This window comes from Carboxylicivirga sediminis (assembly GCF_018156225.1).
Lineage (GTDB): Bacteria > Bacteroidota > Bacteroidia > Bacteroidales > Marinilabiliaceae > Carboxylicivirga > Carboxylicivirga sediminis.
The window spans coordinates 44,407-56,832 of sequence record NZ_JAGTAR010000023.1 but is presented as its reverse complement, the minus strand read 5'-3'; the positions used below and the strand labels follow the sequence as shown (position 1 = coordinate 56,832).

Below are 12,426 nucleotides of genomic sequence, written 5' to 3'. Positions count from 1 at the left end.
TTGATTTTGCATATTTTTGGAATCAGGTCAATCAAATCTATCATCAAACAATAATAGCAATGGAACTTGCTCCCGTCATTCTTTTTTGTTTCAACCGTCCCAAACACACCACTGCAACACTTGAAGCCCTGAAAGCTTGTCGCCTGGCTTCAGAGACTAATTTATACGTATATAGCGATGGCCCAAGAAACGAAGAAGAAGCCTACCTGGTAAATGAGGTGCGTTCGGTGTTACAAGGGGTGAAAGGTTTTAAATCAGTCACTATCTCTCAGCGGAAATTTAACATGGGGCTGGCCAGCTCCATCATCTCGGGCGTAACAGAGGTTATTCAGAAGCATGGTAAAGTCATCGTTTTGGAAGATGATCTGGTTTGCGCGGATAGTTTTTTGGAGAACCAGAACAAAATGCTGGACTATTTCGAGGACCATCAACAAATATTCTCAACCAGTGCTTATAGTCCGCCAATTAAATACCCGGCAAATTTTGCAGATGATCTGTATTTGTTTCCCAGAACCAGTTCCTATGGCTGGGGCACCTGGCGCGATCGCTGGGAAAGTGTAGACTGGTCGATGGAAGGTTTTAACGAATTTATCCAATCCAAAGCACAACGCAGACATTTTAACAAAGGTGGCATAGATTTAACACCCATGCTTCTGCATCAGAAAGTGGGCAAAATCGACTCCTGGTCTATCAGGTTTTCCTACGCGGCCTCTTTACAGAACAGTTTATGCGTTTATCCGAAAGAATCGATGTTGCAACACATTGGCACTGATGGCTCAGGAACACATTCTACCTCATCATCCTGTTACGGGCATACCAGCAATAACAAAGTCATTCACATCGAGCATTTTCCTAAAGAGCATGAAGCAATCGCCAAACGTGTGAGGAAATTCTGGGCCAACTCGCTCATCCGCCAGCTGATTAACTTTTATAAACGGATGGCATATATCTCACTGCTTAAACTATAAGCTCTTTGAGGCGACTGGCGTATTAATTTTTGTTAATTCAAAGATTAATTGCCATCTTTTCTCACTCATCCAAAGGCATTTTATATTTTTGCACTAATTCAAGCAAATGGCAAATACAAATCACATAACAAACGGACGTAAGCTGCGAAGTTCGTATATCACTACAACCATTAGTATAGCCTTGGTGCTATTTCTGCTGGGCATCATCGGTTTGTTGCTGCTCAACGCCCAGCGCCTGTCTACCTACGTGAAAGAAAACATTGGCTTTACCGTACTCATAAAAGACAATGCGCGTGAGGCTGAAGTCAAACGTCTGGAGAAATTACTTAGCACCTCCCCCTTTATCAAACAGACGCAATACATTGATAAAGATCGTGCAGCTGATGAGTTAAAAAACGAGCTGGGTGAAGATTTTGTGGAGTTTTTAGGTTACAACCCTCTTCTATCCTCTATTGACGTTAAGCTTTTTGCCGAATATGCCAACCCCGACAGCCTGGTGAAAGTGGAAGAGGTAATTATGGAGTTTCCGCAAGTGAAGGAAGTCATCTACCAGAAAAACCTTATCCACCTGGTACATCAGAATGTGCGACGCATTGCACTGATTCTTTCAGGTTTTGCACTGATGCTGTTGTTAATAGCCGTTGCTCTTATCAACAACACCATCCGGCTATCGGTTTATTCCAAACGTTTTATTATAAGGACGATGCAGCTGGTTGGGGCTACTAAGAGTTTTATCAGGCGGCCTATCCTCTGGGGCAGTGTATTGCATGGGTTTGTTGGTGCCGTACTGGCCATTTCTCTACTAGCCATACTCATCTATTTTAGCAGTCAGGAATTGGCCGGTGTTATTGGATTCAATAACATGGATCTAATCCTTGTCCTATTTGGAATAGTTATTGCACTTGGCATCTTCATAACGCTTATTTCAACATTTTTTGCCGTTAACAAGTATTTGAATTTACGGACCGATGATTTGTATTTTTAGCAATTAACCGGTCAAAGACATTTTATATTAAACACTTTAGCATGTCACAAAAAGAACAGGATAAAAAATTTCAATTTGCCTTGGCAAAAGAAAATTATATACTACTGGCCATTGGATTTGGCATTATCATTTTAGGTTTTGTATTAATGATTGGAGGCAGAAGTGAAGATCCGACCGTTTTTAATGAAGAAATCTTCAGTTTCAGACGCATCACACTGGCACCAATTGTTGTACTATTTGGTTTTTTGTTTGAGATCTATGCCATCATGAAAAAACCTAAAACCGACAACTAATATTACTGATTGATTTATGGGAATTTTTGAAGCGTTAGTTCTTGGAATCATCCAAGGACTTACTGAGTTTTTGCCGGTAAGCAGCAGCGGCCACCTCGAAATAGCCAAGGCCATATTTGGCGACAATGCCGTAGCCAAAGAAAGTATGTTTATGACAGTTATGCTGCATGGCGCCACTGCTATCAGTACCATTGTTGTTTTTCGAAAAGAGATTACAGAGATTTTAAAGGGATTGTTCCAGTTCAAGTGGAATGAACAAACGATTTTTTCACTCAAGATTATTGTATCAATGATTCCGGCAGCTTTTGTTGGAGTTGCTTTTAACGATCAGATTGAAGCCCTTTTTGAAAGCCAGATCCTTTTAGTGGGTATGATGTTATTGGTTACCTCTGCTCTTTTATTTTTGGCCGATAAAGCCAAAACAACTGAAAAGGGCGTTTCTTATATGCACGCTATCATTATCGGTATTGCTCAAGCCATTGCTATTCTGCCAGGTATATCACGCTCAGGAGCAACCATCTCCACTTCGGTTATTCTGGGTATTGACCGTACCAGGGCTACCCGCTTTTCATTCTTGATGGTGGTGCCATTAATTTTGGGCAAAATGGCCAAAGATTTGCTTTCTAGTGACTTTACCACGTCTGATGTGTCAGTCATGCCTGTTGTAGTTGGTTTTATAGCGGCATTTATAACTGGCCTGTTAGCTTGTACATGGATGATTAAATTGGTGAGAAACAGCAAACTTAGTTACTTCTCTATCTACTGTGCCATAGTTGGCCTAATTGCCATTGTGCACCAATTATTCTTTTAATAATATTTTTAGCTGATTACAATGCATATCGAATATAGTGAAGAGCGATTTCGTGAAGGACAGGTTTTATTAATCAATAAACCTTTAGAATGGACATCATTTGACATTGTTAATAAAATCAGACTCTCATTAAAGCGTTACCTGGGCATCAAGAAAATAAAAGTAGGTCATGCCGGCACGCTTGATCCTCTGGCAACAGGATTAGTGATTGTTTGTACCGGCAAAGCCACCAAACAAATTGACCAGTTTCTGGGCATGGATAAGCAATATACTGCCGACGTGCGCCTCGGAGCAACAACCCCTTCTTTCGATTTGGAGATGGAGCCCGACAAGCATTATCCTCACGAGCATATTACGGATGAGATGGTGCATGAAACCATAACCAAATTCACTGGCGAGATTGAGCAAATCCCACCCATGTTCTCGGCTTTGAAAGTAAACGGACAAAAAGCCTATGAGCTAGCCAGAAAAGGCAAAGAAATAGAGCTGAAAGCCAGAAAAATTACCATCAGTGAACTTAAAGTGCTGAGTTGGAATAATCCGGATTTAAAACTAGACGTTTCGTGCAGCAAGGGCACCTACATCCGCTCCTTAGCCAGAGATGTTGGTTTTGATTTAAATTCAGGCGCTCACCTGACCGGCCTCATCCGAACACGCATTGGCCCTTATCAACTTGTTGATTCTATCACAATTGAGGATTTTGAAAAAAATCTTGCTACTTTTGCAACAAAATAAAAATTGCCTCGTATAAGGTAGGCCTGATTGGCATTAATTTTCTACTATTGCATTACAAAGAACAAACAATAATTAATCATCATCTTACGATAGCGTAGGGTGATTTTCTTTGTGTTTATTTATTAGCATACAGTAAATTAGTAAAACGTACATATATGAAGTTATCAAAGTTTAAGTATAAACTACCGGAAGAGCTAATTGCACTGCATCCTGCAGAAAATCGTGACGAATCACGTTTAATGGTGCTTAACACCCAAACCAAAGAGGTGGAGCATCGTATCTTTAAAGATGTTATTGACTATTTCGACAATCAAGACGTTATGGTTTTCAATAACACCAAAGTGTTTCCGGCCAGATTATATGGTAACAAAGAAAAAACCGGCGCTGAAATCGAGGTATTCCTGTTACGCGAACTTAACCGTGAGCAACGTTTGTGGGATGTACTGGTCGATCCGGCCCGTAAAATTCGAATTGGTAACAAACTGTATTTTGGTGATGATGATAATCTGGTAGCCGAAGTAATTGATAACACCACTTCGCGTGGTCGTACCCTGCGTTTCTTATACGACGGTTCATACGAAGAATTTAAAGAAACACTCTATGGCATGGGCGAAACGCCACTGCCAAAGATTATTAATCGCGAAGTAGTACCTGAGGACAAGGAGCGCTATCAAACCATCTATGCCAAGCACGAAGGAGCTGTAGCTGCCCCAACAGCAGGTATGCACTTTAGCCGCGAGCTAATGAAGCGCCTTGAAATCAAAGGCATCGACTTCTCTGAAATTACATTACACGTTGGTTTAGGCAACTTCCGCCAGGTGGATGTTGAAGATCTGACCAAGCACAAAATGGACTCAGAGCAAATTTTCATTACCGAGAAAGCTACAGAAATAATCAACCAGGGTAAAGACCGCAAAAAGCGTGTTTGCGCCGTTGGAACAACGGTTATGCGCACACTGGAAAGTTCGGTTTCCACTTATGGTCATGTGAAACCATTTGAAGGATGGACCAATAAGTTTATCTTCCCGCCATACGAATTTCAGGTGGCCAATGCCATGATTACCAATCTTCACCTGCCTCTTTCTACTTTAATGATGATGGTGGCAGCATTTGGTGGTTATGATTTTGTAATGGATGCCTACAACATTGCGGTAAAAGAGAAGTACCGCTTCGGCACCTATGGCGATGCCATGTTGATCATCTAATTTACTCATATATTACTAATAAAGCCGGTTGCAATACCGGCTTTTTGTTTTTATAGCCTTTCATTCGTAACTTGTGATATGCACATTTAAAAACTCGTTACAATGGTACGCATTTTTGTTCCGGTCAATTTCTCAGACTATTCACTCAACGCCGTTGACTACGCTATTAATCTGGGGCAAAAAATTCCTTCGGTCATCACATTGGTCAGCTGCCAACCGCCGCTAAATGATTCGTCTGAAACACCAACAAAAATAAGTGAACAGGCCCTTCAGGAATTAGGAGCAAAAGTGTCATCGCAATTTAATGAGGAACAAAAAAACAACATTACAATTACAACAAGGCTGGAGGCCGGATACCCTGAAGATGTACTTATAAACATCAGCACTAAGGAAGAACCCGATGCGATAATAATGGGCACATGCAGCAAGGGCGATACCATTAAAGAACTACTGGGCAGTGTTACCAGCGATGTCATTAAAAATGCCAAAGTGCCTGTTTTGGCTGTTCCTTCTACCTCAACGGTTGACACCAGCCGCTTGAGTAACATTCTGTTTGTAAGTGACTTTGGCGACAGCGATTACCGTTCGTTACATAAGCTTATCCGATTAATTACGCCATTTCAAACACAAATATTCGCTGTACACTTTAAAGCATCAGCTCCCGATAAATGGGATAAGAAACGGCTTGAAGAGATGCGCCTGTACTGCTACCAAACCTATCGGAATTACCAAATCAACTTTAGCTTTATTACTGGTGAAGATTTTATCAAAGAACTGGATGAGTTTATCAATTCAAATGCCATCGATTTAATAGCCATGACGAGGCACAAAAGAAATATGATATCAAAATTATTACACCCCAGCATCACACGTAAAATACTGTTTCACACCGATGTTCCATTATTGGTATTTCACGAATAATGCAGACACCCGCCATTAATAAATGGATATTCTATATAAAAACTGTATTTTAAGAGCTTGCAAGCAAATATTTGGATACTAACTGGCTGGTCTTTAAAGACGGCAGAAAACATCATTTAAACTATGGGAACAGGTAAAAAAAGGATTGGCATATTAACTGCTGGTGGCGACTGCCCTGGTATTAATGCTGCCATTAGAGGTGTTGGCAAAACCGCCATTGTTAAATATGGCATGGAAGTAGTCGGAATTGCCAATGGGTTTAGTGGCCTCATGAACATGGAAGCAACTCCAATGGAAGAAAAAGCCCTATCGGGAATAATTACCGTTGGCGGAACCATCTTGGGCACATCGCGCTTTAAACCTTTCAAGGTTGAGGAAGGAGAATCAGAAAACAAACCTCAAATCATTAAAGAAAACTACGATAAACTTGGACTTGATGCTTTGGTATGCATCGGAGGCAATGGCACCCAAAAAACGGCTAATTTACTTGCCCAGGAGGGGCTTAATATCGTTGGTATACCCAAAACTATCGACAACGATGTGTACGGTACAGATGTAACATTTGGCTTTGACTCGGCAGTTAATATCGCTACAGAAGCCATCGACCGCCTGCACACCACTGCCAACTCACACAAACGTGTAATGGTGATAGAGCTTATGGGACATAATGCGGGATGGATTGCTCTCCATTCGGGCATAGCAGCGGGTGGTGATGTGATTCTTTTACCGGAACTTGAGTTTGACCTGGATAATGTGTGCAATTGCCTTATGGAGCGAAGTAACGTTGGAAAACCCTATTCCATTGTAGCCGTTGCTGAAGGCATTGACAAGCCTAAAAAGAAATCGGCTGCCAGCTATATTGGTAAAAAAATACAGAAAATGACCGGCCTGGAAACCCGTGAAACTATTTTAGGTTACATTCAACGCGGAGGTACACCCAGTCCTCAAGACCGTATTTTGGCCACTCGCTATGGTGCGCATGCCGCCGAGCTTATTCATCATGGTCAGTATGGCACCATGGTTTCTTTAAAGAACGATGTCATCACATCCGTGCCGCTGGAAGAAGTGGGTGGCAAACTGCGACTGGTGAATCCCGATCACTACCTGATTGATCAAGGCAAAAGCATGGGGGTTTGCTTTGGTTAAGTAAACAAGAGAAAATACACTTTGGAGGTGACTGATATTACCATTCAGTTCACCTCTTTTTTATGGGCATTCTTATCACAGAGAAGCCCGTAACTGTTTAATTTAGCGCTATAATTATTGCCTAAAAACGATATTACTATCTTTGCACAAAACATTGGATTATGCAAGCAGAAGAAATCAAACAACTGAATGAGCAACTAGCCAATTCAGCACCTCAAGAGATATTGACTTATTTTATCGAACGTTATGGCGAAAAGATAGGTTTAGCCTCAAGCCTGGGCGCTGAAGACCAGGTGCTCACCGAGATGGTGGTTAATATTAATCCGGCAACCAAAATTTTCACGCTGGATACGGGCCGTTTGTTTCCCGAAACATATGATTTGATTGACCGTACATCGCGCAAATACAAAAAGAACCTGGAAATTTACTTCCCCAAGAAGAAGAAGGTTCAGAAGATGGTCAACGCCAAAGGCATCAACCTGTTTTTTGAAAGCGTTGAAAACCGTAAAGAGTGCTGTTTTGTAAGAAAGATTGAACCACTTCAGCGTGCCTTTAAAGGTTTGGACGTTTGGATTTGTGGCTTAAGAGCTGAACAATCAGTTACTCGTACAGATATTTCTAAGGTTGAGTGGGACGCCAATAATAATCTTTTAAAGATTAACCCACTTGCAGACTGGAGCGAAGAGCAGGTTTGGGACTACATCAACGAAAAAGGCATACCGTACAACACCCTGCACGATAAAGATTATCCAAGCATTGGTTGTCAGCCTTGTACACGTGCCATTATGGAAGGCGAAGATGTTAGAGCCGGCCGTTGGTGGTGGGAAAACCCAAACACAAAGGAATGTGGACTACACAAACGATAACAACTGTTACAATATAAAAAAACCCGCCCAGTACACTAGATGTATCGGGCGGTTATATTTTAATGCCTGATAAAGTGGCTAGAAACGCACAATAAGACCGCCTGAGAAATCCCCTTGAACAGTCAATACGCCCGTACTGATACCAACACCGGTACTTGGTCCGCCTGAACCTATACCCAGAAACAATCCACCGCCGGAAAAGTACATCGGCAATAATAAGCGTCCCTGCAGGCGTATACCAACTCTATCACTGAAGAAAAACTTCACACCTCCCCCTAGAGCAGCTGAAAATGATACATGATCAGACACACCATGCGTTTGCATATTAAACCAGGTAACACCAAGTGAGGCCATACCAAAAGGCACAACCGGCCCTTGCTTTAAAGCCTTAAGGGCTCCCAGCTGAAAATAGTCAATGGCCATATCGTAATTGGTACGGTCACCAGCAACAAAATCATCATACCTGGCAGTTGTTTTAGAGCGCGTATAGGAAAATTCACCCATCAATCCAGGCATTACTTCAACCGATAAAATACCGCCATAATGCGCAGCATTATCCATTTTAAATTTTGCCCTGTATAAATTAACATGGCCGTTTAATGAATAACCGGAAATAGGAGTTAATTCAAATCGTGGTCCTGCCGCTGTAGAGCGCTTTATCGGTTCCTCAACTTTATAAGTTTGCTGTACCGTACCCCTTGAACTGGTAGGATTTTGAGCAAATGCACCAACAGACAACAACACCACTGCAGCCAGCAACATCATTACTTTCAGGTTAATTATTCTCATAGCTTTATGTTTAAGTAGTTATTTGCTTGTGAATATAACAAATAACTAATGGTTTGGTTAATTCCGAAACTATGACGGTTAAAATAACCCTAGAATCTGCACGCAAATTACAAGTAGCACCATTGCCACCGGATAAACGGTTGCATAAGCAATGGCGGCAGCATTGCTATCTGTCATACTATCGACAGCAGCCAACCCAGGTGTACTGGTCATTGAGCCGGTTATCGTTCCTAAAAGGGTAAGAATATTAAGTGATTTCATAAAGTAGGCCGCCACAACAGCCATCACCATGGGAAAAAGCGTTAATATACCACCTACCACAAATAACTGAGCACCATAACTTTCATAGGTGCTCACCAGTGTAGCACCGGCTTTGGTACCCACAGATGCCAAAAACAGCATTAATCCCAATTGGCGAAGCAATTGATTGGCAGCACCTGACATACTCCAGATAACGGGTCCTGTGCGCCCTAATCGGGCTAATATCATAGCCACTGCCAATACACCTCCGGTTAATCCTAAACTGAACGAGAAGGAGCCTCCAAAAGACAATGACATCTTACCAAACAATATCCCTAAGACAATACCGGCAGCCACAGGAAAGAAGTCTGTATCCGACAATTTTTTGTCGTTATTCCCAAATATACGGATCACCTGCTTCATGTTTTCACGACTGCAGGCCACCATTACTTTGTCACCCATTTGCAGTTTGATGGAAGGTGTTGGTGTGATATCAATTCCGCTTCGCCTAATACGAGTGACTGTAGCCTGATAATTCGTCCAGAGGTTAAACACACTTAAAGCCTTATTAACAGCCTCGGTATTGGTGACCAATATAGATTGCACCTCATAACCGGCATCCAGCGGTATCTTCTCATCCGTTTTTGAACCAATGAGAAGTGTTATTTTATCTAAGGCATCTTTGGTACCTACAGCTCGTACCAAATCACCTTTACTTAATACCGTCATGTTGTTGGGAGTGGTAGCCAATCCATCGTGCATCACACGCGAAATCACCGCCTGTGTCATGGTTCTGACACGAAGATTACCGATGGTTTTACCAAAAATATTTTCATTCTCCACTACCAGGTTAACATGTGTAATCTCCGGAAAACCAGCTTCTGCATTTTTCTCATAATCCTTTTCAGCCTTGCGGATGTCGGCCTTAATCAGCTTAGGGTAAAACTTGGCAAATAATATCACGCCAATCACACCAAACGGATAAGCAACCCCATAACCAATGGAAACCAGTGGCGAGTTAGTCACTTCAATGGCAGCCGCTAAACCAGGTGTAGAAGTGAGAGCACCAGTTAATAAGCCAGTGATAATAGGCATGTCGAGTCCAAACAACTGATAAAGCAAGAATGCCATAAAACTGGCGGATAAAATCACCACAGTAGCCAATAAAGCCAGATTTCGCCCATTCTTTTGGAAAGAATCAAAAAAACCAGGTCCCGCCTGTACCCCAATGGTATAAATAAACAGAATTAGGCCAATCTTTTCTAATATACCTGGCATAACCACGCCAAAGTGGCCAAACACCAAGGCCACAAAAATGATGGCCGAGATATCGAGTGATACGCCTTTAACTTTGATGTTTCCAATAATAAAACCCAGGCAAATAATAACAAAAAGGGCAAAATAGCTGGTCTGTAATAGTTCCATTTCTCTTAAGAATATAACGTTAGTAACGACTCACATGTAATTAATGTTGTCGAAGCTGGAGAATGAGCTGAAAGTGGATTTTTTAATTATTGTGCAAAGATACACTTTCCATCTCAACAATACTTTCCTAATTTTAATCTTTGTAATGGCAATTGATAAGCGCACTATGAAAAGAGTCAGAATTATTGTAGATGGAAGGGTGCAAGGAGTAGGCTTTCGCTACTTTGTAGCCAATGGGGCCAAATCACACAACATTAATGGCTATGTACAAAACCTGCCCGATGGAAAGGTAGAGATTGATGCAGAAGGCGAATCGGAGAATATTTACCATTTTATAACGGAGTGCAAAAAAGGACCAGCACTGTCACGGGTAGACACTTTTATGGTTAGTAATATTCCGTTTTATGGCTATAAACAATTTAAAATCAGGCAACGCTAAAAAAATAACATTTTTGCTGTAACATCGGGCGACAGCCATGCGTCCTACCAACGTCATTCAGAAAAAACATGACAGTAGAAGAATTTAACCAAGCCGTCAATCAGTATTCAGATAGTGTCTATCGCTTCATCTTAAAGAATATTAAAGATGAAGACAAAGCGAAAGACATTATACAGGATACGTATGAGAAATTGTGGAAAAAGCACGACGAGGTTAACTTTCTGAAAGTGAAAAGCTATTTATTTTCGGCCGCCTATCATACACTGATTGACCTGACCCGACGCGAAAAGAAGCAGGCCCAGTGGGATGATGTTGACTTTAAGAACCATTCGCACACCGATGGTTATACCGATCTTAATGAAGTATTGCATCAGGCAGTTGAGCGCCTGCCCGAAACGCAACGAATGGTTGTAATGATGCGCGATTATGAAGGTTATTCTTACAAAGAGATTAGTGAAATAACTAAGCTTTCGGAAGCACAGGTTAAGGTTTATATTTTCAGAGCCAGGAAGTTTTTGAAGGAATACATTGGTAACATCGAAGTTTTAGTCTGATGAGAATTGATAAAAATAATTACGAAGCATATTTGCTCGATTATCTTGAAGGAAGTATTTCCGACCAAGATAAGCAGCTGCTGCTGTTATTTTTGGATGAACATCCGGAACTAAAAGGAGATTTAGAAACAGATATAAACATCAGCCTTGAACCAGAACAAGTGGGTGTGGCCTGTCATTTCAAAGATGAACTACTGAAACACGAGGCTCAGAACTATGATTTACCGGCTAAAGATTATTTATTCATCAAAAAGGCCGAGGAAGGGCTCACGGTTTCAGAAGAGGCTGAATTACTATTAGCTGAGCCCGATGAATTGGCCAGAGAAAAGGAGAGCGCCTCATATCAGCAGCTGCGTTTGCAATCTGATAGCCAAATCACTTTCGACGATAAAAATAAACTCCGCCGGTTTATTTTGCTACCTGTACTTAAACAAACTGTTGCCCGCAGAGGTATTGCCGCTGTGGCAAGCATAGCTGTTATACTTTCGGTATGGATAAACCTGAACAGACCCGTTATAGTTGAACCAACAACCGCCAGTAACGACAAAAACAACACCCAAAAGATAGAAGCGCCAGCCATTGCGCTTAACAAAATTCTGGAAAAGCCTGTTGTTAATCAAACTCAACCATCAAAAGACAGTTTGCTTGAGCTATCTAAAAACCCAATGAATAAGGCCCAAACCAAGGCCGACAGTACCCAAAAAGTGACAATAACTCCTGAAAGTGCACAATACCTGGCAAGCATCAACCAAATAAAAAGATTTGAAAGTGCACCCATAAATGCCTATGAACACGGACTGAATGTGATGATGCCGCAGTATATGAATAACAACCTGTTGCGCGCCGAACTGGCTTCGATTTATCAACAAATTGAGCAAGAAGAAGCAACTCCCTCGTTATCACTAGCCCTGGTTGAAGGAGGGGTTAAAGTAATGAACTTCTTATCGAAAGAATCGGTTAAAATGAATAAGTATTACAATGCTGACGGAAAAGTAGTTGGATACAAACTGAAAGGCGACAACCTGGAGGTAAACCGACGTGTAAAGTAG

14 protein-coding genes are annotated in these 12,426 nt (G+C 41.5%); 12 read left to right on the top strand and 2 right to left on the bottom strand.

The window, feature by feature from the left end:
* Window positions 1-59 precede the first annotated feature (59 nt).
* The 9 genes from KDU71_RS14805 (at window position 60) to KDU71_RS14765 (ending at window position 7,930) form a co-directional block, all read left to right on the top strand.
* Window positions 60-968 carry a glycosyltransferase gene (locus KDU71_RS14805; protein ID WP_212191871.1) on the top strand — a complete coding sequence of 303 codons (909 nt, stop codon included), beginning with the start codon at window positions 60-62 and terminating at the stop codon, window positions 966-968.
* A 106-nt stretch (window positions 969-1,074) separates the two neighbouring features.
* Entirely contained in the window at window positions 1,075-1,953 is an 879-nt protein-coding gene (locus KDU71_RS14800; RefSeq protein WP_212191870.1) for a cell division protein FtsX, read from the top strand.
* Window positions 1,954-1,994: 41 nt separating this feature from the next.
* Window positions 1,995-2,246, top strand: coding sequence for a DUF3098 domain-containing protein (locus tag KDU71_RS14795; RefSeq protein ID WP_212191869.1), 252 nt, complete (start codon window positions 1,995-1,997; stop codon window positions 2,244-2,246).
* A gap of 16 nt (window positions 2,247-2,262) precedes the next feature.
* The gene (locus KDU71_RS14790; protein ID WP_212191868.1) at window positions 2,263-3,057 is read left to right on the top strand and encodes an undecaprenyl-diphosphate phosphatase; all 795 of its coding nucleotides are present in this window, start codon (window positions 2,263-2,265) and stop codon (window positions 3,055-3,057) included.
* Window positions 3,058-3,078: 21 nt separating this feature from the next.
* Window positions 3,079-3,792: a tRNA pseudouridine(55) synthase TruB gene (gene truB / locus KDU71_RS14785; protein WP_212191867.1), complete on the top strand. Its 714-nt coding sequence runs from the start codon at window positions 3,079-3,081 to the stop codon at window positions 3,790-3,792.
* Window positions 3,793-3,947: 155 nt separating this feature from the next.
* Window positions 3,948-4,997 carry a tRNA preQ1(34) S-adenosylmethionine ribosyltransferase-isomerase QueA gene (queA, locus tag KDU71_RS14780; protein ID WP_212191866.1) on the top strand — a complete coding sequence of 350 codons (1,050 nt, stop codon included), beginning with the start codon at window positions 3,948-3,950 and terminating at the stop codon, window positions 4,995-4,997.
* 102 nt (window positions 4,998-5,099) lie between these two features.
* Complete coding sequence (locus KDU71_RS14775) at window positions 5,100-5,918, top strand: universal stress protein (RefSeq protein WP_212191865.1); 819 nt, start codon at window positions 5,100-5,102, stop codon at window positions 5,916-5,918.
* A 123-nt stretch (window positions 5,919-6,041) separates the two neighbouring features.
* A complete protein-coding gene (locus KDU71_RS14770) occupies window positions 6,042-7,064 on the top strand; it encodes an ATP-dependent 6-phosphofructokinase (protein WP_212191864.1) in 1,023 nt (340 codons plus the stop codon).
* 161 nt (window positions 7,065-7,225) lie between these two features.
* Complete coding sequence (locus tag KDU71_RS14765; protein ID WP_212191863.1) at window positions 7,226-7,930, top strand: phosphoadenylyl-sulfate reductase; 705 nt, start codon at window positions 7,226-7,228, stop codon at window positions 7,928-7,930.
* 78 nt (window positions 7,931-8,008) lie between these two features.
* On the opposite strand, the gene KDU71_RS14760 is transcribed toward KDU71_RS14765, so the two are convergent.
* Together KDU71_RS14760 and KDU71_RS14755 are read right to left on the bottom strand one after the other, a co-directional pair.
* Window positions 8,009-8,719 carry a hypothetical protein gene (locus tag KDU71_RS14760; protein ID WP_212191862.1) on the bottom strand — a complete coding sequence of 237 codons (711 nt, stop codon included), beginning with the start codon at window positions 8,717-8,719 and terminating at the stop codon, window positions 8,009-8,011.
* A 78-nt stretch (window positions 8,720-8,797) separates the two neighbouring features.
* Window positions 8,798-10,384: an aspartate:alanine exchanger family transporter gene (locus KDU71_RS14755; protein WP_212191861.1), complete on the bottom strand. Its 1,587-nt coding sequence runs from the start codon at window positions 10,382-10,384 to the stop codon at window positions 8,798-8,800.
* A 166-nt stretch (window positions 10,385-10,550) separates the two neighbouring features.
* On the opposite strand from KDU71_RS14755, the gene KDU71_RS14750 reads away from it, so the two are divergent.
* The 3 genes from KDU71_RS14750 (at window position 10,551) to KDU71_RS14740 (ending at window position 12,426) form a co-directional block, all read left to right on the top strand.
* Window positions 10,551-10,823, top strand: coding sequence for an acylphosphatase (locus KDU71_RS14750; RefSeq protein WP_212191860.1), 273 nt, complete (start codon window positions 10,551-10,553; stop codon window positions 10,821-10,823).
* A 68-nt stretch (window positions 10,824-10,891) separates the two neighbouring features.
* Window positions 10,892-11,377, top strand: coding sequence for an RNA polymerase sigma factor (locus KDU71_RS14745; RefSeq protein ID WP_212191859.1), 486 nt, complete (start codon window positions 10,892-10,894; stop codon window positions 11,375-11,377).
* Window positions 11,377-12,426 (top strand): hypothetical protein, encoded by a 1,050-nt coding sequence (locus KDU71_RS14740; protein WP_212191858.1) that lies wholly within the window; start codon window positions 11,377-11,379, stop codon window positions 12,424-12,426. The genes KDU71_RS14745 and KDU71_RS14740 overlap by 1 nt, the downstream gene beginning before the upstream one ends.

Excerpts from the sequence above, each read along its gene's own strand:
- KDU71_RS14755 (WP_212191861.1), bottom strand. The coding sequence starts at position 10,384 with ATGGAACTATTACAGACCAGCTATTTTGCCCTTTTTGTTATTATTTGC.
- KDU71_RS14745 (WP_212191859.1), top strand. The coding sequence starts at position 10,892 with ATGACAGTAGAAGAATTTAACCAAGCCGTCAATCAGTATTCAGATAGT.
- KDU71_RS14740 (WP_212191858.1), top strand. The coding sequence starts at position 11,377 with ATGAGAATTGATAAAAATAATTACGAAGCATATTTGCTCGATTATCTT.
- KDU71_RS14765 (WP_212191863.1), top strand. The coding sequence starts at position 7,226 with ATGCAAGCAGAAGAAATCAAACAACTGAATGAGCAACTAGCCAATTCA.
- KDU71_RS14760 (WP_212191862.1), bottom strand. The coding sequence starts at position 8,719 with ATGAGAATAATTAACCTGAAAGTAATGATGTTGCTGGCTGCAGTGGTG.
- KDU71_RS14805 (WP_212191871.1), top strand. The coding sequence starts at position 60 with ATGGAACTTGCTCCCGTCATTCTTTTTTGTTTCAACCGTCCCAAACAC.
- truB (WP_212191867.1), top strand. The coding sequence starts at position 3,079 with ATGCATATCGAATATAGTGAAGAGCGATTTCGTGAAGGACAGGTTTTA.
- KDU71_RS14770 (WP_212191864.1), top strand. The coding sequence starts at position 6,042 with ATGGGAACAGGTAAAAAAAGGATTGGCATATTAACTGCTGGTGGCGAC.
- KDU71_RS14775 (WP_212191865.1), top strand. The coding sequence starts at position 5,100 with ATGGTACGCATTTTTGTTCCGGTCAATTTCTCAGACTATTCACTCAAC.
- KDU71_RS14790 (WP_212191868.1), top strand. The coding sequence starts at position 2,263 with ATGGGAATTTTTGAAGCGTTAGTTCTTGGAATCATCCAAGGACTTACT.
- KDU71_RS14750 (WP_212191860.1), top strand. The coding sequence starts at position 10,551 with ATGAAAAGAGTCAGAATTATTGTAGATGGAAGGGTGCAAGGAGTAGGC.
- KDU71_RS14800 (WP_212191870.1), top strand. The coding sequence starts at position 1,075 with ATGGCAAATACAAATCACATAACAAACGGACGTAAGCTGCGAAGTTCG.
- queA (WP_212191866.1), top strand. The coding sequence starts at position 3,948 with ATGAAGTTATCAAAGTTTAAGTATAAACTACCGGAAGAGCTAATTGCA.
- KDU71_RS14795 (WP_212191869.1), top strand. The coding sequence starts at position 1,995 with ATGTCACAAAAAGAACAGGATAAAAAATTTCAATTTGCCTTGGCAAAA.